Origin of the sequence: Pseudomonas turukhanskensis (assembly GCF_027922365.1) — a bacterium.
Classification (GTDB): domain Bacteria; phylum Pseudomonadota; class Gammaproteobacteria; order Pseudomonadales; family Pseudomonadaceae; genus Aquipseudomonas; species Aquipseudomonas turukhanskensis.
On sequence record NZ_BSFN01000020.1, the window covers coordinates 25241 to 42940 of the forward strand.

Below are 17700 nucleotides of genomic sequence, written 5' to 3' on the forward strand. Positions count from 1 at the left end.
ACAGGTTGGTAAAAAACAGGCTGGTGAACCCTTTTCCCCTGAGGTTTTTTGAGCATGACTGACACCCGTCATTGGCTATGGATTGCCGCGCTGTTTCTGCTCGGTGCGTTGTTGTGGGCCATTCACCCGATTCTTTCGCCCTTTCTGATTGGCATTCTGCTGGCCTATATGGGCGACCCGATAGCCGACCAACTGGAACGCTGGAAACTCTCGCGCACCTGGGCGGTGATCGTGGTGTTCAGCGTGTTCACCCTGATTCTGGTGATCGCCCTGCTGGTGCTGGTGCCGATGCTCGGCAAACAACTGGTGCGCTTGTACGAACTGGCCCCGCAAATGATCGACTGGGCGCAAAACAGCGCCTTGCCCTGGGTGCAGGCCAAACTCGGCCTGGGCGAAGGCTTCTGGAAGTTCGACAAGATCAAAGCCGCCGTTACCGAGCACTTGGGCCAGACCACCGATATCGTCGGCACAGTGCTGGCCTCGGCTGGCGCCTCCAGCCTGGCGCTGCTCGGCTGGCTGGGTAACGTGGTGTTGATTCCGGTAGTGAGTTTCTACCTGCTGCGCGACTGGGACATCATGATCGCCAAACTGCGCGGCCTGCTGCCACGCAGCCGCGAAGGTTTTATCGTGCAACTGCTCGGCGAATGCCATGAAGTGCTTGGCGCGTTCTTGCGCGGGCAACTGCTGGTGATGCTTGGCCTGGGCATCATCTATTCCGCCGGCCTGATGCTGGTAGGCCTGGAACTGGGCCTGCTGATCGGCATCATCGCAGGCTTGGCCAGCATCGTGCCGTACATGGGCTTTGTAATCGGGTTTGGCGCCGCCATTACCGCTGGCTTCTTCCAGTTCGGCACCGAGTTCTACCCGCTGCTGGGTATTGCCGCGGTCTTTACCGTCGGCCAACTGCTTGAAGGCATGCTGTTGACGCCGCTGCTGGTGGGTGATCGCATCGGCCTGCATCCGGTGGCCGTGATCTTCGCCATTATGGTCGGCGGCCAACTGTTCGGCTTCACCGGCATTCTGCTGGCGCTGCCCGTGGCGGCGGTGATCATGGTGGTGCTGCGCCACGCCCATGACTTCTATAAACAGTCGGATATTTACGACGATGGGCAGGCGGTGGAAACGGTAGAGGTGGTTGAGGTGGTGCCGGTAACACCGACCGAATAGAACTCGTGCACTACCCGTACGAGCGGCTTCAGCCGCGATGCTCTTCAAGGTCAACAGCATCGCGGCTGAAGCCGCTCCTACGGGAGTGGCGTGGTGCTACGCCACCGGATAATCCCCTTCGGTAAACCCCTTCTTGCCGCGATTCAAATCCGCATGAAGGCGGCGCAGGTCGACCAGGCGAACACCGCCCACCATCACACTCGGAACCATCCCAATTTCGACCCAGTTGCGTACCTTGTCGGCCGGTAATTTCAGCATGGTGGCGAAGGTACCCACGCCGCAAAAGTCGAAGCCTAATTCTGCATTTTTCATCACACTTACTCCTTGTCCTTGAGTTGTTGGGTTAGTAGCACCACATTCACCATCGTGTGTTTGCCCAGCTTCTGTGTGGGCAGGTAGCCTTTTCGTATCCAGCCCCACACGGTGGGGTACTCGTTGTTCATCTGGATCCAGTCGGCAAATTGCCGCCAGGGCATCAAAGGCGGCGCAATAAATACGCTGTATCGCGGGGAGGGGCTTTCTTCCACGTCCATGGGCTTTCCTGCACTATGTTGGCTATTGTTGGTTGCGGTTGTTAATTAAGGCTTAACACTATGTGCAAACGCTAACATGCACTTTGTGTTTGGACATAGTCGGAAGCCATTGAGAAGTAGGTTCTAAATGTCCATTACAGATAGAGCTTTGCTATTAATTGGCATGGCGAGTCTCACCAGTCTTTCCCAAGCAGGAGAGACCAATTACCCGCGTTGGGTCAGCATCAAGCGAGGCAGGGCGCGGGTTGGCGCCGAGGAGATAGAAATTCTGGGGAAGGTGTTCCCCGCGTTCCGCTGGTGGCTGATTACCGGCGAGGTGCTACCAGAGATCGGGCAAGTCAGCCCTGAATCGGTAAACGAACCTACGGATGCCTGAGTAGCTTCACTGGCAACGGACAGGAATCCGATTACAGGCAAACCGAGAAAGGTTGGCTTTTGCCATCAATGACTTAGCCGCAATAAGCCGATAAACTTCGCCCCCTTTGCTGTGCGCCTCCCCGGCGCCACCCGGAACCGCCTTACTCCTGCATGAAACCGATACAGCTCCCCCTTGGTGTGCGTCTGCGTGATGACGCCACATTTGCGAACTATTACCCCGGGGCCAACGCCGCGGCGCTTGGCTACGTTGAGCGTTTGTGCGAGGCCGATGCCGGCTGGACGGAAAGCCTGATGTACCTCTGGGGCAGCGATGGCGTGGGCCGTACCCACCTGTTGCAGGCGGCGTGTCTGCGCTTTGAGCAGCGCGGCGAGCAGGCGGTGTATTTGCCGCTGGCGGACGTGGTGCAGCACGGCACGGAGTTGCTGGATAACCTGGAGCAGTGCGAGCTGGTGTGCCTGGATGACCTGGACGCCATTACCGGCAATACGGTGTGGGAAGAGGCGCTATTCCATTTGTTCAACCGCCTGCGCGACAGCGGCCGGCGGTTGCTGTTGGCCGCCGGTAGCTCGCCGCGCGAGTTGGCGATAAAACTGCCGGACTTGAAGTCGCGCCTGACCCTGGCGCTGGTGTTTCAGCTGCAGACCCTGTCGGACGAAGACAAGCTGCGTGCGCTGCAATTGCGCGCGTCGCGGCGCGGGCTGCACCTGACCGATGAGGTGGGGCGCTTTATTCTCACCCGCGGTACCCGCAGCATGAGTGCGCTGTTCGAGTTGCTGGAGCAACTGGACCAGGCCTCCTTGCAGGCCCAGCGCAAGCTGACCATTCCTTTCCTGAAAGAAACCCTGGGCTGGTAAGCCAACCACCGTCGTCCCCGCGTAGGGCGAATATCCGCTTGCGGATATCCGCCGTTACGGTTTCACGTCATGCGTATCGGCGGATATCGCCTGTGGCGATATTCGCCCTACGTGACGATGGTTTACAGCCGAACCCATTACTCGCCGGCCAACTTCCGATCATGCTGAAACCGCCAGCGGGTGTAGAGCAGTGCGCTGGTGAACAGTGCCAGGCTCAGCAGTGCTTCGCTCCAGCCCAGCCAGCTGCGGTGCGGGTCGAACGCGGCCAATACGCCTTTGATGAAGTACAGGTTCACTACAAAGCAGGTCCAGGCGTGGGCGCGGGCGTTGCCTAGCAGCAGGCCGGGGGCGAGCATGGCCAATGGGCCGAGCTCGATACACAGAATCACCCAGGTGCGCGCGCCGTGCAGGTCGGCGTACACCAGGTTCCAGGTCAGCAACAGTGCGGCCAGGGCAAAGAAGCTGATGAGGGTAAGCACGCGGCTAATGGTCAGGCGCGGGGCCAGCCAGTCGAGTGCTGGCAATGGCTTCGGGGTTTTAGCCACGGGTGGTCTCCAAACGTAGCGCAGTGTTGCCCAGCCGTTGACCGAGGGCGCGGCACAGGCTGATTTCATGTTCGTCAAGGGCGCGTTTGCCGTCGGCACCGGCATGGTGGCTGGCGCCGTAAGGCGTGCCGCCGCCACGGGTTTCCAGCAGCGCGGTTTCGCTGTAGGGCAGGCCGGCGATGAGCATGCCGTGGTGCAGCAGCGGCAGCATCATCGACAGCAGGGTGGTTTCCTGACCGCCGTGCAGGCTGGCAGTGGAGGTGAACACGCCAGCAGGTTTGCCGACCAACTCGCCGGTGAGCCACAGGCTGCTGGTGCCGTCGAGAAAGTATTTGAGCGGCGCGGCCATATTGCCGAAACGGGTCGGGCTACCGAGCGCCAGGCCCGCGCAGTTTTTCAGGTCCTCGAGGGTGGCGTACAACGCACCTTCGGCAGGAATGCTCGGCGCCACGGCTTCGCATTCGGTGGAGATGGCTGGCACGGTGCGCAGGCGCGCGTCGAGGCCGGCCAGTTCTACGCCCCGGGCGATCTGCTTGGCCATCTCGAGGGTGGCGCCGTGGCGGCTGTAGTAGAGCACCAGAATGTACGGCTGGCTCATGGCAACAGCTCCAGAATGCGCTCAGGTGGGCGGCCGATGACGGCGCGGTCGCCTGCCACCAGAATCGGGCGCTCGATCAGTTTTGGGTGTTCGGCCATGGCGGCGATCAACTGGGCTTCGGTGAGGCTGGCGTTGCCGAGGTTGAGGGTCTTGTACTCGTCTTCGCCGGTGCGCAGCAACTGGCGGGCAGTGAGCTTCAGCTTGCCGAGCAGGGCCGTGATTTGGGCGGCACTTGGCGGGGTTTCCAGGTAACGAATGACGGTGGGCTTCAGGCCACGGGCCTCGAGAAGCTCCAGCGCGCCACGGGATTTTGTGCAGCGCGGGTTGTGATAAAGCGTCAGGTCGGTCATGTGCGTATCGCATCTTGCCTAGGGTGGCGGCTATTCTACCCGCGTCGGCAGCCTGGCCTGAACATGGCATCGCGTTCTCGCGGCGATTTACTACTAAACAAGGGAGTGGGCATGCGCCAAGGTTTCGATGATTTTGTGGAATTCTGGCGATTCCTGTTGGCGCGTTTTCTCGCGGATCACGGCCCTAACAGCGCGGCGGCGCTCACCTATACCACGCTGTTCGCGGTGGTGCCGATGATGACGGTGACGTTTGCCATGCTCTCGGCGGTGCCGGCGTTTTCCGGCGTGGGCGAACAGATTCAGCACTTTATCTTCCATAACTTTTTGCCCGCGTCCGGCGAGATGGTGCAGGAGTACCTGAACAACTTCACCACCCAGGCCCGGCAGTTGACGTGGATTGGTGTGGTGTTTCTGGCCGTCACCGCGTTTGCCATGTTGGTGACGGTGGAGAAAGCGCTGAACAACATCTGGCGGGTGCGCCAACCACGTCGCGGCATTTCCAGTTTTCTTCTGTATTGGGCCATTCTCAGCCTCGGCCCGCTGCTGCTGGGCGTGGGCTTTGTGGTGAGCACCTATATCACCTCGCTGTCGATGATCTCCGGCCCCGATGCGGTAATTGGTGCCAAGGCGTTGTTGCGCCTGACGCCGCTGATGTCGAGCGTCGCAGCCTTCACCCTTATTTATGCCTCCGTGCCCAATACCCGCGTGCCGCTGAAAAATGCGTTGCTGGGCGGCGTGTTTGCGGCGGTGCTGTTCGAGATTGCCAAGGCGCTGTTCGGTTTGTACGTGCGCCTGTTCCCCGGCTTCCAATTGATTTACGGCGCCTTCGCCACGGTGCCGCTGTTTTTGTTGTGGGTGTATCTGTCGTGGCTGATTGTGCTGTTTGGCGCCGAGCTTGCCTGCAACCTCGGCTCCTCGCGGCACTGGCGCCGCCGTGCATTGCCGCGCTTGCTGGTGATGCTCGGCTTGCTTCGCATGTTTCACGATGCCCAGGTGCGTGGCGAAGTGTTGCGCCTGAACGACGTGCATGCCTTGGGCTGGCGCTTGCCTGAGGATGAGTGGGACGAGATTGTCGAGTTTCTCGAAAACGAACTGCTGATTTGCCGCGCCAGTGGCGGTGGCTGGGTGCTGTGCCGAGACCTGGGCCAATACAGCCTGCATCAGTTGTTGCTGCACAGCCCCTGGCCAATGCCGCGCCTGGAGCAATTGCCGGCGCACATGGATGAGGCGTGGTACCCGGGTTTGCATGCCTCACTCAAAGCGCTGTATCAGCACAGCGAGCAGTTGTTTGGTGCCAGCTTGCTGCAATGGCTGCAAGCAGCGCAGGAAAGCGAGGGCGGGGCCGACTGACAAAAAACGTCAGTTTGCGCGTAGCGGTGCGGACGTGGGCGGCTGGCGCAGCGGTGCAGCCCACGAAATGGACTACCTTTCACTTGGCACGTTTTTGGCTCTCTCCTCGTAGATTGCTATCAAACTGCCAGCCTGGCACGGGCTAGCCAAGGAATTCGGGTGCTATGAGTAACCCCAAAAGCCACACCGGTAAAAAACAGGGCACTGTCGTTGCCCTGCAACACAGCCATCCTGAGCAGGCGCTGGAAGGGCTCAACCGCATTACCGGGTTGAATTTCGCCCGCTGGCCGGAATCGTTGGTGCCCCACACCGCGGCGGTTGCCACGCAAGATGCCGACGCCGAGTTTGCCCCGGAGCGGGTGAGCTGCAACGGTACGCCGCGCTAGCCGCCAATCGCCCCTCTCCCGCCCTTCGGGCACCCTCTCCCGCAAGCGGGCGAGGGGATTGGCCCAGAGACCGTGATTTAACTGAAACAAAAAGCCCGCGAAAATCGCGGGCTTTTTGTTTTTACCGCCAGTGTTCAAGCCAGCGCTGTGCGGCTCTGCGCCACGGCCACTTCCACGGCCTGCACAAACAGTTCTTCCACTACCAGGCTGGTGGCGGGAACGGCCGAACGCAGGCACACCTGCATGTCTTCAATTTTCTGTTTGACCGGCAGCCGCCCGATGCCGGACAGCAGTATTTTGCCCTGGCCATTCACTTTGCCGTGGTCCACCAGCACTTCACGACGAGCGCCGGCATCGCGGTAGGTAATCAGCAGCGACACCGGCAAGTTGGCCAGGCCCGGCAGTTGCAGCCAGGCGGCGACGTTGAAGTCGGCTACGCGACCGTCGTATTCGGTAACGGCCAGGCGGGCGGTGTCGGTAATGCGCGATGGCACAGGGCCGATCAGCTTGTCGTGGGCTTGGGACATAGTGGCTTCCGAGCTGATTTTGGAATGATGGCGTACAAGGCAATGGGCGAAATTATAGGCACGGCGGTACCTGCAAACTGTGCGCTTGGCCGCCGCTGCGCGTGACCGGTCTCGCACTTTTGACCATTAAGCCAACTTCAATGGGTGGCGGCTGACCGAAGCGGTTTCGAGGTTGGCAGGGGGCAGGGGCAGCGCGGCCTGGTTGTTGACGCTCACCAGTTGCAGCCACAGGTTTTCCCCGGCACTGAACTGGCCATTGGGCAACCACAGCCCGTGGTTCCAGCCGCCGCCGGCCACGGGCGTGCTTTGTAATACTCCTGGGTGGGTCTGCGTGCTGGGGCTGCGGCGCAGCCACACCGGGCGCGGCAAGCCTTTGAGGTAACGCAGGCCCAGGTGCAGGCCTTCGGCGTTCTGATGGCGCCAGCGCAGCAGCGCAAGCGTGGGCGTGCCGCTGTTGCTCAGCAGCAACACCAGTTGGCCGACTGGCAGCAGACGGCCCTGGTCGGCGTGGCATAGCAGGCGCGCGCCGCCGGGGCTGGTGTCGAGCATCTGCGCGGCGCAATGGCCAGGGCGGTGTTCCAGCAGTTGCGCGTGAATAGCGGGCAGGCCCACCACCAGGCTGCAATCGCCCACTTGGTCGGAACGCTCGTGGCGACGCTGTTGGCGGCCCATCCAGTGGTGGCGCACGCGCTGCAGCAGCTCGCGCTCCTCGTCGGTTTGCAGCGGCGCCGGCTCATGCAAGGCCACTAGCAATGCGCCCAGCTCGAAGCGGCGCAAATACGTGGGGTCGCCTTCTACCGGCTGTTCGAAGGCCAGGCAGGCTTGCGACTCGCTGAGGTCCACAATCGGGCCTTCGGCATCGTCTTCTTCGTCATCCCATGACAGCAGGCGCCCCAGCTTGGCCAACGGCGCCAGGGCGCTGAACAGCAGCGGGCTTTCGCCTTCGGCGAGGTGGAATGGGTTGCTGAGGGCCAGCAGCAGCATTTGCTGATAGAGGCCGCGCAAGGTGCTGGCCGGCAGCGGGTGGAAGGCGGCAGCGACGGGCTCGTCGAGGCAGTCCTGGCGTTCGCCGATCCAGTACAGCAGGTGGCTGTCGCGCCACAGGCTGGCAGGCGGTTCCTGATAAAGCTGGTAATGACGCAGCAGGCTCTGGGCGAGAAAGTGTTGGGCCATATACAGGCACCAGGCCAGGTGCGGACGCGACGGCTGCCGGCCTTGCAGAATCTGTAGCAGCAAGCGTTTGAAGCCGACGGCCATTTCCCCGCAAAAACGCACGAACAGCATCGGCGGGGTGCCGCCTTGGCGGTAGAAGTCGGCGTAGTGGCGGTACTCTTCGCTCAGGCTTTGCAGCGCGCGTTGCCTTTCGAGTAAGGTCATGGCGCTGCGATTAAGGCTGAACAGCAGGCCCAGCACCAGGTGCAATGCGCTTTCGTGCGATTGCTTGCGGGCCTCTGATAAACGCTCGTTGAGGTCGCTGAGCGGTGCCGCCACTTCGTCGAGGATGTCCGGCACTTCCAGGCGTAGGGCGTCCAGTGTCATATCAACCCTGCTGGTGCGAGGATCGAATGCATGGCTGCGCCTTTGCGTATGGTCATTAAGAAAGTGCTCATGGGGCAGATTGCCTTGGGGTTGTGTGCCGGGCTTCTGTTGGCCGGCTGTGCTGAGGACTATGGCCTCGATCAGCATGGAAGAAAGGTAACGGCTGAGCAGATGGAAGGCCAGTGGTTAGTGATTAATTACTGGGCCGAGTGGTGTGGCCCTTGCCGCACCGAGATCCCCGAGCTCAACGCCCTGGAGGAGCAGGTAAAGGATAAGCACGCCACGGTGCTCGGGGTGAACTTCGATGCCTTGCAGAACGAGGCATTGAGCAAGGCCGCCGACACCATGGGCATTCGTTTTACCGTGCTGGCACAAGACCCGGGCGAGCGCTTCAAGCTGCCGCGCAGCGAAGCCTTGCCGGTGACTTATCTGGTAGACCCCAAAGGCCAGGTGCGCGAGCGCCTGATGGGCGAACAAACCGCAGCCGGCCTGAGCAAGCGCCTGGCTGAGCTGCAAGCGAAGGAGTAGGGCGATGGCGCGTATCTGTTTGCACGGTTATGTGAGCGGCAAGGTGCAGGGTGTGTTTTTTCGCCAGAGCACCGAGACCGAAGCCACACGGCTCGACCTGGATGGCTGGGTGCGCAACCTGGCGGATGGGCGGGTCGAGGTGTTGTTCGAAGGCGAGGAGCAGGCCGTGCGGGAGCTGGCGGCGTGGCTTGAGACCGGGCCGAAGAAGGCCAAGGTGACCGGGGTGGAGTTGGACGAGCATCCGGTGCAGGGGATTGCGGGGTTTATAGTTCGCGGGTGAATCGCGGCGTTGCGCAAATCGGTGTAACGGCGGATATCGCCTATGGCGATATTCGCCCTACGGTTGCGGGACAAGGTAGGGCGAATATGCGCGAAGCGTATATCCGCCGATGCGATGCAATTTTTTCGATTACGGTTTTACGTACCAATAATCCTGCCAATACCCCACCACTTTTCCCGAGTAGGTGGTCTTGCCCAGACTCCCGTTGTACCTGGCCAACGCCCGATTCAAGTCGCCGTTCTCTTTCTTCAGGTAGTAGCTGAGGATGGTGCAGCCGTAGCGCAGGTTGGTGGCGTTGTCGGTGAGGTTGTCTTGCTCGCGGCCCAGCTCGGCTTTCCAGAACGTCATCACCTGCATCATGCCCTGGGCGCCCACCGAGGAAATGGCGAAACGGTCGAAGCGGCTTTCCACGTGAATCAGCGCCAACACCAGGTCGGGCTTGAGCCCAGCCTTGCTGGCTTCGTGGTGCACTTGCTTGAGGAGGGTCAGACGCGCTTGGGCGTCGGGCATATAGCGGCTAAGGCGGGTGGACATGTCCAACAGCCAGACTTCAGCGTCGTAGCGATCTACAAAACTGTCGGCTTCGGACACGGTGCGTTGCAGCAGGTCACGCAGTTCGGGTTCGGGGGCTTGGCGCACGTTGGCGCCAGCAGGTAGGGCCAGCCATAACAGGCACAACAGCGCCAGGCGGATGCACGCTGTCATGCTGGGGCTCAGTGACTGGCGCCCGGATCGGCCACCAGGCGGCCAGCGTCCTTGCGCAGCGACTTGAGAAATTCCTGCTGCAACTCGGGATCGTTGCGGGTCAGCTCGATCAGGCTTTGTTCCAGCTCGTTGGCCTCTTCTTCCAGGCCAAGGTCGGACAGGCGTTTAACCCGGTGCACCCACTGCGATACCTCGTCGTCTTCGAGGTCGTCGTAGATCAGCGCGTGCGCTTCGAGGAGCTTGCCGCGCAGGGTTTTGCTCACTTGCAGGCTGGCCTCGGCGCGGGTGTTGTCTTGCTCGTCTTCCACGCTTAACAGCAATTTGCCGACGCGGCTGACGTCTTGTTCGGCAAACGGGCCATCGAGCAGGTTGAGGCGCAGCACGCCGTTGCGGTCGGTGCTCAGCTCGTGGGTTTGGGGGCCGGCGGTAATCAGCACCGGGCGCTCGGCCCAGGGAAGGCTCGAGTATTCGGTGCGTTGGTCTTTCTGTTGTTCGTTGATGCGCGCCAGGTTCTGTTGTGAACGCCCATTGGACTGGGTGTTCATAAATGGGTTGAGCCCCGCAAAGCCGTAGTCGATCCAGCCTTTGGTGGCCGTTTCCGGCACGTTGCCGAGCAGCACCACATTCAGCACGTTGGCACCCACGCCTGCTACCACAGCCACCGCGCCCAGGGGCACTTCATACAACTCGCGCCAAGCCTGGTAGGGCGTGTAGCGGTCGTAAACGCGGGTGACTTCGAACTCGGTGACTTCGAAGGTTTTCTGGTCCTGAATGCGTACGCGCCGCTGCGGCAGTTCGAGTACGTCGGGTTGCCCCACGTCGATCTGCAGGCTGTGGTTGAGCAATTTGCGCTCAGCGCGCTCCTCGTGCTCGGCACGCTGCGACATGTGGTTGGCGCAGCCGCTGAGCAGCAAGGCGCCGCACAGGGCGGCGCCGATGAGGCTGGTAGAACGTGGCTTGAACATGGGGGCTCGGGTTAACAATCTCTGGCTGACAATCAACGACCGGTACGGGCCTGGATAAAGGACAACACGTCTGCCACGGGAATGGCTTGCGCCTCGGTGTCGCGACGGTTCTTGTATTCCAGATTGCCGTCGGCCAGACCACGGTCGCTGATCACGATGCGGTGCGGGATGCCGATCAGTTCCATGTCGGCAAACTTGATGCCGGGGCTGGTTTTCTTGTCACGGTCGTCCAGCAGCACTTCGAAGCCGGCAGCCGTAAGGTCGGCATACAGCTTGTCGGTGGCGGCGCGTACGTCTTCGTTCTCGTAGCGCAGTGGCACCAGGGCAACCTGGAACGGTGCCAGGGCTTCAGGCCAGAGAATGCCGCGCTCGTCGTTGTTCTGCTCGATGGCGGCTGCCACCACGCGGGACACGCCGATGCCGTAGCAGCCCATGGAGAGGATGGCAGGTTTGCCGTTCTCGCCCATTACGGTGCAGTTCATAGCTTCGCTGTATTTGCTGCCCAGTTGGAAAATATGCCCAACCTCGATGCCGCGTTTGATTTCCAGGGTGCCCTGGCCATCCGGGCTTGGGTCGCCGGCAACCACGTTGCGCAGGTCAGCCACTTCCGGCAGCGGCAAGTCGCGCTCCCAGTTCACGCCGAAGTAGTGTTTGTCGTCGATGTTGGCGCCGATGGCGAAGTCGCTCATCAGGGCAACCGAACGGTCAATCACGCACGGCAGTGGCAGGTTCAGCGGGCCGAGGGAGCCGGCGCCGGCGCCAATGGCGTTGCGCAGTTCGGCTTCGGTGGCGAATTCCAGCGGGCTGGCCACCTGCTCGAGGTTGGCGGCCTTGATTTCGTTGAGCTCGTGGTCGCCACGAACGATCAGCGCCACCAGCTTGCCTTCTTCGGCAGCGTGCACCACCAGGGTCTTGATGGTTTTTTCGATTGGCAGGTTGAAGCCTTCTACCAGTTCGGCGATGGTTTTCGCATTCGGGGTGTCGACCAGGCGCATTTCCTCGGTGGCGGCGCCACGGGACGTTTCGCGCGGAATAGCTTCGGCTTTCTCGATGTTCGCGGCGTAGTCGGAGACGTTGCTAAAGGCGATATCGTCTTCACCCGACTCGGCCAGCACGTGGAATTCGTGCGAGCCGGTGCCGCCGATGGAGCCGGTGTCGGCCTGTACCGGGCGGAAGTTCAGGCCCAGGCGGCTGAACACATTGCAGTAGGCTTGGTGCATGCGGTCGTAAGTGACCTGCAGGGATGCCTGGTCGCTGTGGAAGGAGTAGGCGTCCTTCATGGTGAACTCGCGGCCACGCATCAAACCGAAGCGTGGACGGATTTCATCGCGGAATTTCGTCTGAATCTGGTACAGATTGATGGGCAGCTGTTTATAGCTGCTTAGCTCGTTGCGCATCAGGTCGGTGATGACTTCTTCGTGGGTTGGGCCCACGCAGAATTCACGGCCATGACGGTCTTTCAAGCGCAGCAACTCTGGGCCGTATTGTTCCCAGCGACCCGATTCCTGCCACAGCTCAGCCGGTTGAATGGCAGGCATCAGCACTTCGAGCGCGCCGGCCGCGTTCATTTCTTCGCGAACGACGGTTTCCACTTTGCGCAATACACGCAGGCCCATCGGCAGCCAGGTGTACAGGCCGGAGGCCAGTTTGCGGATCATGCCGGCACGCAGCATAAGCTGGTGGCTGACCACGACGGCGTCGGTTGGGTTTTCTTTCAGGGTCGAGAGCAAATACTGACTGGTACGCATGTTTGGCCGTTATATCAGTTGCGAAGGCAAGGAAGTGCTCGGCATTGTACGGGGCCTGTACAGCCGCGTACAGGATTCAGGCCATTGCAATGTAAGGGGTTTCCAGTGACCGCGTTGACTGCTGAACAAGTGCAAGCACTCATCCGCTTCGGTGTGCCGATGGCTGAGGATATCGACCTGTGCGTCGACCGCCTGGACGCTGATAACGCCTACGCTCGCGTGCCGTTCCAGGCCAAATTGGTGCGCCCCGGCGGCACCGTTTCAGGGCCCACCATCATGGCGCTCGCCGATGCCGCCATGTATGCCGTGGTGCTGGGGCGGCTGGGCAAGGTGGAGATGGCGGTGACGGCTAACCTGAACATCAACTTTCTCGCCAAACCCAAACCCGTGGACTTAATTGCCCATGCGCAAATTCTGAGAATAAGTCGGCGCCAGGCTGTTTGCGAAGTGTCGTTATATTCGGCAGGCGATGATGACAATTTAGTGGCTCATGTAACGGGCACATATGCATTGCCGCTTTAAGTTAGTTAATCCGTACCAAGTAGCAGACGAAAAAAAGCCCGGCTAATGCCGGGCTTTTTCTTATATCGAATTACCTGCTGGATTCTGGATTACAGAATGCTCAGTGGGTATTCGACGATCAGGCGCAGTTCGTCGATCGAAGGCGAACCGTAGTAAACGCCATCAGCCGAACGGTAAGTCGCTTGACGTACACGCAGGCTCAGGTCTTTAGCAGGGCCGTCTTGCAGAACGTATTTAACATCCACGTCACGTTCCCACTCTTTACCGCTGTCGGTGCCTTCAACGTTGGCGCCTTTACCGGTTACATAACGGGTCATGAAGGTCAGGCCCGGAACGCCGAGAGTGGCGAAGTCCAGTTTGTAGGTAGCACCGTAGGATTTCTCGTCTTCGGCGTTGAAGTCCGAACGCGCGATGGAGTTGGCGAGGAATACAGTGCCGCCGCCGTCTACGCCGTAGCCATAGTCGCCGTCGCCGGAAACTTGCTGGTACGACAGACCGAAGGTGTGAGCGCCGATGGTGTAGGAACCAAAGATGCTGGCAACGGTGTTGTCCAGTTTGTCGCCGTCATAGGCGGTGTACAGGTCTTTGCCCGAGCTCTTGGTGTCATAGAGGTTGAAGTCGAAAGCCAGGGACTGGTCTTCGGCCAACGCCAGGGTGTAGTTGACGTTGGCGTAGTATTTGCGCCAGTAGTCTTCTACTTTCGAGTAGTACAGGGTGGTGCTCAGGGTGTCGGTGAAGGCATAGGTGCCGCCGAACACGTCGGCTTGGGTCAGGCCCAGGCTGTCGTGGTTGGTTTCCGATTGAGCGTTGGAAGCGGTGAAGTGACCTGCGTTGAGCTCCAGGCCTTCGATTTCCTTGCTGGTAACCAGGAAGCCTTCGGTGGTTTCTGGCAGCAGGCGGCTATCGTCAGTTGCGAATACCGGCATAGCGGTGAACTGGGTGCCGTACTTCAGGACGGTGTTGGAAACGCGCATTTTGACCGCGCCGCCCGACTCGCCGTAGCTATCTTGCGAGCTGCCATCGCTGTCAGTCGGGAACAGACCCGAAGCGTTACGGCCACGGCCGCTGTCCAGTTTGATGCCGGCCAGGCCGATAGCATCAACGCCGAAACCTACGGTGCCTTGGGTGAAGCCGGACTCGAAGGTGCCGATGAAGCCCTGGCCCCATTCACGGGTCTGGGTGTTTTCGGTGTTCGGGTTGTTGCGGAAGTCACGGTTGAAGTAGAGGTTGCGAGCCAAAACGCTGAGGCTGCTGTCTTCTACAAAGCCCTTCGAATCGGACTGTTCACTGGCTACTGCCAATTGGGTGCTGCCCGCCACTGCGAGGGCGATCAGGCTCCACTTCATCACTTGCATCGTGATTGCTCCTTTGGTTTAGAAGAGTTGCGCTGCCCATCTTATTTGTTGTATGGGCGGCTCTTTCTTTTTGTGTCGGCGCTCAAGTTATATCACGGCGACAATGTTGGCGACAGATAGTGCATGGTCCTTACAAATTCTTAACGGCGATGTCGCAAAAGCTTATGGGACATGTCGCAAATTCGTAGTTTTACGCTTGCATCCCAGCGATAACTTTTCCGTGATTTCTGATGATTAAAGTGCCGATAAAAACCGGTCTCATTAATCCCCTGTTGAGCCCAGCCGTTAATTCTTGTCCCTTGAGTTAACTGCTGCACTAAGCAAGGTCCACAAACACTGTTGGGTGTCGGTGTTCATTGATCTTGCTAGGCATAAAGCAATTAGCGTGCACAAAAGCCAAAAGCCTCGAGAAAAAATTGCGATGTGCGATTTTTTGAGCGCTACGTCGTGGAAAAAACAACAGGGCGGCGGCGTGCCGCCTGCTTCTGGCGCACTTGACTGCCTGCCAATGCGTTACTGCCGGTGGCAATGGCAGGGTAAAAGTGGGGCTTGTGGCGCTTGGGTAACAGGATGTGCACAGCTTGGGTGCGCGAAATTTCCCTTCGTGCGTAGCGACAGCGCTTTTTTGGTGCGAGGTGTGAGTCGGTGTTTCATACCGGCGAGTGATGAAACAGTTGTGCGCTGTTTTCGAGCAGTGGAACGGTTTTGGGTGAGGGCGAGTTTTTTCGCCCATAGGGGTATCCTGTGCGGAAAACGTGCTGCCGTTCACCTGGAACTGTTGTAGCTATATAAGTAGGAGTCTGTATGTTCGCCCTGGATTCACGTTTGCAGAACGACACCGTGCTGATGGGTGATTTCCCGCTTTGCCGGTTGTTGTTGATGAATGACGATCACTATCCATGGTTCATTCTGGTTCCGCGCCGTGAAGAGGTCAGCGAGTTGTTTCAGCTCAGCAGCGATGAGCAGAAACAGCTGTGGCACGAGACGGTCACCCTGACTGAGCTTTTAAAGGACACTTTCGCTGCCGACAAGATGAATGTCGCCACCCTGGGTAATGTGGTCAGCCAGTTACATATGCATGTGGTTGTCCGTCGCCGTAGCGATGCTGCCTGGCCGGCTCCGGTTTGGGGTAAGTTTGCCGCTCAGGCTTACGGGGCTGAGCAGGTGGCGGCGATTCGGGCCAAGTTGCGTCTGGTGCTGGGCGGCGACTTTGTGTTTTCCGAGGAGTAAGCGATGAGTCTGGAATTGCGTGTGATGGAGCTTGAAACGCGCCTGGCGTTTCAGGACGACACTATTCAGGCCCTTAACGATGAGCTGGTGGCGCAGCAGCGCAACATTGAGCGTTTGCAGCTGCAGATCGCTGCTTTGGCCAAGCGACAGGAAGACATGCAGAGCGGCTTTGGCATGTCGGAGGAAGAGGCGCCGCCGCCCCACTATTAATAGAGGGGCTGCTCATAACGAAAAAACCCGCCATCGGCGGGTTTTTTTGTGGCTGTGCCGCCTTGGTTAGCGGCGTTGCGGCAGGGCAGCGATCACGTCTTCGGCTTGCAGGCCTTTGTCACGCTGCATGACGGAGAACTCTACACGCTGGCCTTCGACCAGTACGCGATGGCCTTCGCCACGGATGGCGCGAAAGTGCACAAAGATATCGTCGCCCGAGTCGCGGGAAATAAAGCCAAAGCCTTTGGAGGTGTTGAACCACTTTACGGTACCGGTCTCGCGATCACCCAGGTCTTGCGGTGCGGCAGCACTACGCCCCTTGATGCGCAGGTTGGCGGCCAGATGCAGTACCACGGCCAGCAGTACGGTCAGTAGGCTGAGCAGAACAGCCGGCTGCCCGCCAATAACAGGCAATGGAGCAAGCAGAATCAGAACTTGCAGCACGACGGCCAGGACCAGCAAAGCGCTAACCAGCCCTTGGACCTGTTGGCGTGCGCCCATGTGCCAGATGGGGAGAAGAGGAGCGAGCAGCAAGTTGGTCAAACCGAAGAGGGCGAGGTAAATGGCATCGGGTTGTTGCAGGTAAGGAAGACTCTCGGCGTGAAGGCTGGGGATAAATGAAAGGAGCAGTGCAGCAACTCCTACAAGCAGGTGGACGATTTTCAGCATGTGTATTGAACTCACTTATAAGGATGGATCAGCAGAAGAGCTGGCGTGACGCGGGTTGCCGTAAATAAAGATCGGCTCTGGGCACGCGCTGGCACCAGCCTATGCGCCGCACAGGGCGGCGGCACGGAGGGTATTTAACAGCAAAGCGTAGGGCTACTCAAATCAAGCGCTTAGCGCAGGCTCTGGTAGATGAGGGTGAACTTGATTGCGGCCACTGCGTTTGGCTTGATAGAGCGCGTCGTCGGCCCGCGTAAGCAGGCTTTCGAGGTTGTCACCCGGTTCGGCCAAGGCAAAACCGAAAGAGGCGGTGATGGTGTCAAGAATCTGGTCGGTGCGCCGTACTTTTACCCGCAGGGCCTGAATTTTCAGGCGCAGGTGTTCGGCGAAGGCATGGGCGGTTTCCAGTTCCGTGCAGTCGCGCAAAATCACACAGAACTCTTCGCCACCGTAGCGGGCAGCCATGGCGCGCGGCGGCAGCAGTTCGCGCAGCAACTGGCCAACATGTTGCAGCACGCGGTCGCCCAGTGGGTGGCCGTACTGGTCGTTGAATTGCTTGAAGTGGTCGATATCCAGCATCACCAATGCGACGCCCTGATGGCCAGCGGCCAGGGTTTGTTCCAGCAGGCGGGTAAAGGCGTGGCGGTTGAAAACGTTGGTCAGGCTGTCCAGGGTCGCTGCCATATGGGCGCGTTCCAGCTGGCCACGCAGGTGCGAAATTTCTTCCTGAGCGCTGCGCAGGCGGTAGAGGAATTTTTCTTGCTGGTCCTGCATCAGTTGCGTGCTTTGCTGCAAGTCGTTGAGCACGCTTGGCAGGTCGTCGATCAGCGGCTCCTGCAGGGCACTCAAGCCGTGGTTGAGGCTGTCCTGATAGGCCTTGCTGGTTGTTACGCTATGGCTGATGCCACCTTCTATATCGTCGACCAGCTCGATGACTTGCTGCTGGCCGGCACGGGCTTCTTCCAGTTCGCCACGAATGATGTAGTCGCGGAACAGTTTGGCGGCGGTTTCCGGCGGGAAACTGTCGAAATCTTTGACGGTCTTGTCGAGCCGACGATTGAGCTCCGGTTCCAGCCCTTTGCTGTACGTGTACCAGAGTGCGTAATGCATGGGGTTGGGCGGAATATCGTGACGCATCATCAGCGGTACGGCTTGTTTGAGCAGGTCCGCTGCCTCGCGGGTCTCCTCCGGATAGAGACTTAAAATACTGGGCGATTTCGGCGGCTGGCTCATTCGTCGTACAAGTTCAAACTATTGATTGCC

The 17700-nt window shown here is 59.7% G+C and carries 23 protein-coding genes and 1 pseudogene; 10 read left to right on the forward strand and 14 right to left on the reverse strand.

Annotated elements, in window-relative coordinates; all coding sequences use genetic code 11:
• The first annotated feature begins 54 nt into the window (after positions 1-54).
• A complete protein-coding gene (locus PKE98_RS22465) occupies positions 55-1167 on the forward strand; it encodes an AI-2E family transporter (protein WP_271197638.1) in 1113 nt (370 codons plus the stop codon).
• Between the two features lie 96 nt (positions 1168-1263).
• On the opposite strand, the gene PKE98_RS22470 is transcribed toward PKE98_RS22465, so the two are convergent.
• On the reverse strand, positions 1264-1479 hold the full coding sequence (locus PKE98_RS22470) for a hypothetical protein (RefSeq protein ID WP_271197639.1): 216 nt from the start codon (positions 1477-1479) through the stop codon (positions 1264-1266).
• A 5-nt stretch (positions 1480-1484) separates the two neighbouring features.
• On the reverse strand, positions 1485-1700 hold the full coding sequence (locus PKE98_RS22475; RefSeq protein WP_271197640.1) for a DNA-binding protein: 216 nt from the start codon (positions 1698-1700) through the stop codon (positions 1485-1487).
• A gap of 127 nt (positions 1701-1827) precedes the next feature.
• Between PKE98_RS22475 and PKE98_RS22480 the strand changes: the two genes are divergently transcribed.
• Positions 1828-2076 carry a DNA-binding protein gene (locus PKE98_RS22480; protein ID WP_271197641.1) on the forward strand — a complete coding sequence of 83 codons (249 nt, stop codon included), beginning with the start codon at positions 1828-1830 and terminating at the stop codon, positions 2074-2076.
• 152 nt (positions 2077-2228) lie between these two features.
• Complete coding sequence (gene hda / locus PKE98_RS22485) at positions 2229-2933, forward strand: DnaA regulatory inactivator Hda (protein WP_271197642.1); 705 nt, start codon at positions 2229-2231, stop codon at positions 2931-2933.
• A 137-nt stretch (positions 2934-3070) separates the two neighbouring features.
• Here hda and PKE98_RS22490 read toward each other — a convergent pair whose 3' ends face one another.
• From PKE98_RS22490 to arsC, 3 genes are read right to left on the reverse strand one after another with little or no spacing between them, the layout of a single operon-like run.
• The gene (locus PKE98_RS22490) at positions 3071-3478 is read right to left on the reverse strand and encodes a DUF2069 domain-containing protein (RefSeq protein ID WP_271197644.1); all 408 of its coding nucleotides are present in this window, start codon (positions 3476-3478) and stop codon (positions 3071-3073) included.
• Positions 3471-4076 carry an NAD(P)H:quinone oxidoreductase gene (gene wrbA, locus PKE98_RS22495; protein ID WP_271197646.1) on the reverse strand — a complete coding sequence of 202 codons (606 nt, stop codon included), beginning with the start codon at positions 4074-4076 and terminating at the stop codon, positions 3471-3473. The genes PKE98_RS22490 and wrbA overlap by 8 nt, the downstream gene beginning before the upstream one ends.
• Positions 4073-4426: an arsenate reductase (glutaredoxin) gene (gene arsC, locus PKE98_RS22500; RefSeq protein ID WP_271197648.1), complete on the reverse strand. Its 354-nt coding sequence runs from the start codon at positions 4424-4426 to the stop codon at positions 4073-4075. Before arsC ends, wrbA begins: the two co-directional genes overlap by 4 nt.
• Before the next feature lie 111 nt (positions 4427-4537).
• On the opposite strand from arsC, the gene PKE98_RS22505 reads away from it, so the two are divergent.
• Both PKE98_RS22505 and PKE98_RS22510 read left to right on the forward strand, forming a co-directional pair.
• Positions 4538-5776, forward strand: a complete 1239-nt coding sequence (locus PKE98_RS22505; protein ID WP_271197649.1) for a virulence factor BrkB family protein — start codon at positions 4538-4540, stop codon at positions 5774-5776.
• A gap of 164 nt (positions 5777-5940) precedes the next feature.
• Entirely contained in the window at positions 5941-6162 is a 222-nt protein-coding gene (locus PKE98_RS22510; RefSeq protein WP_271197650.1) for a hypothetical protein, read from the forward strand.
• A gap of 134 nt (positions 6163-6296) precedes the next feature.
• Here the strand turns inward: PKE98_RS22510 and PKE98_RS22515 are convergent, their stop codons facing one another.
• Together PKE98_RS22515 and PKE98_RS22520 are read right to left on the reverse strand one after the other, a co-directional pair.
• Positions 6297-6689 (reverse strand): hypothetical protein, encoded by a 393-nt coding sequence (locus PKE98_RS22515; protein ID WP_271197651.1) that lies wholly within the window; start codon positions 6687-6689, stop codon positions 6297-6299.
• A 126-nt stretch (positions 6690-6815) separates the two neighbouring features.
• Complete coding sequence (locus tag PKE98_RS22520) at positions 6816-8228, reverse strand: cyclic-di-GMP receptor FimW-related protein (protein WP_271197652.1); 1413 nt, start codon at positions 8226-8228, stop codon at positions 6816-6818.
• A 30-nt stretch (positions 8229-8258) separates the two neighbouring features.
• On the opposite strand from PKE98_RS22520, the gene PKE98_RS22525 reads away from it, so the two are divergent.
• On the forward strand, positions 8259-8756 hold the full coding sequence (locus PKE98_RS22525; RefSeq protein WP_373877903.1) for a TlpA disulfide reductase family protein: 498 nt from the start codon (positions 8259-8261) through the stop codon (positions 8754-8756).
• 4 nt (positions 8757-8760) lie between these two features.
• Complete coding sequence (locus PKE98_RS22530; RefSeq protein ID WP_271197653.1) at positions 8761-9036, forward strand: acylphosphatase; 276 nt, start codon at positions 8761-8763, stop codon at positions 9034-9036.
• Positions 9037-9165: 129 nt separating this feature from the next.
• Here PKE98_RS22530 and PKE98_RS22535 read toward each other — a convergent pair whose 3' ends face one another.
• Genes PKE98_RS22535 through PKE98_RS22545 form a run of 3 tightly spaced genes read right to left on the reverse strand, consistent with a single transcriptional unit; the run spans position 9166 to position 12454 of the window.
• Positions 9166-9741, reverse strand: a complete 576-nt coding sequence (locus PKE98_RS22535; RefSeq protein ID WP_271197654.1) for a transglycosylase SLT domain-containing protein — start codon at positions 9739-9741, stop codon at positions 9166-9168.
• An 8-nt stretch (positions 9742-9749) separates the two neighbouring features.
• Positions 9750-10706 carry a hypothetical protein gene (locus PKE98_RS22540; RefSeq protein ID WP_271197655.1) on the reverse strand — a complete coding sequence of 319 codons (957 nt, stop codon included), beginning with the start codon at positions 10704-10706 and terminating at the stop codon, positions 9750-9752.
• Positions 10707-10738: 32 nt separating this feature from the next.
• Positions 10739-12454, reverse strand: coding sequence for a proline--tRNA ligase (locus tag PKE98_RS22545; RefSeq protein ID WP_271197656.1), 1716 nt, complete (start codon positions 12452-12454; stop codon positions 10739-10741).
• Between the two features lie 114 nt (positions 12455-12568).
• Here PKE98_RS22545 and PKE98_RS22550 point away from each other — a divergent pair, with 114 nt between their 5' ends.
• On the forward strand, positions 12569-12976 hold the full coding sequence (locus PKE98_RS22550) for a PaaI family thioesterase (RefSeq protein WP_271197712.1): 408 nt from the start codon (positions 12569-12571) through the stop codon (positions 12974-12976).
• Positions 12977-13065: 89 nt separating this feature from the next.
• Here the strand turns inward: PKE98_RS22550 and PKE98_RS22555 are convergent, their stop codons facing one another.
• Positions 13066-14331 (reverse strand): OprD family porin, encoded by a 1266-nt coding sequence (locus tag PKE98_RS22555; RefSeq protein ID WP_271197658.1) that lies wholly within the window; start codon positions 14329-14331, stop codon positions 13066-13068.
• An 804-nt stretch (positions 14332-15135) separates the two neighbouring features.
• On the opposite strand from PKE98_RS22555, the gene PKE98_RS22560 reads away from it, so the two are divergent.
• Both PKE98_RS22560 and PKE98_RS22565 read left to right on the forward strand, forming a co-directional pair.
• Positions 15136-15561 (forward strand): HIT domain-containing protein, encoded by a 426-nt coding sequence (locus tag PKE98_RS22560; RefSeq protein ID WP_271197659.1) that lies wholly within the window; start codon positions 15136-15138, stop codon positions 15559-15561.
• A gap of 3 nt (positions 15562-15564) precedes the next feature.
• A complete protein-coding gene (locus PKE98_RS22565; RefSeq protein WP_271197660.1) occupies positions 15565-15771 on the forward strand; it encodes a SlyX family protein in 207 nt (68 codons plus the stop codon).
• A 66-nt stretch (positions 15772-15837) separates the two neighbouring features.
• On the opposite strand, the gene PKE98_RS22570 is transcribed toward PKE98_RS22565, so the two are convergent.
• From PKE98_RS22570 to PKE98_RS22575, 3 genes and pseudogenes are all read right to left on the reverse strand, one after another.
• Positions 15838-16062: a cold-shock protein gene (locus tag PKE98_RS22570; RefSeq protein WP_162998724.1), complete on the reverse strand. Its 225-nt coding sequence runs from the start codon at positions 16060-16062 to the stop codon at positions 15838-15840.
• A 57-nt stretch (positions 16063-16119) separates the two neighbouring features.
• A pseudogene (locus PKE98_RS26955) lies at positions 16120-16440 on the reverse strand (cold shock domain-containing protein membrane protein); the annotation flags it as partial.
• A gap of 162 nt (positions 16441-16602) precedes the next feature.
• Positions 16603-17670, reverse strand: coding sequence for a GGDEF domain-containing protein (locus PKE98_RS22575; RefSeq protein WP_271197661.1), 1068 nt, complete (start codon positions 17668-17670; stop codon positions 16603-16605).
• Positions 17671-17700: the final 30 nt, after the last annotated feature.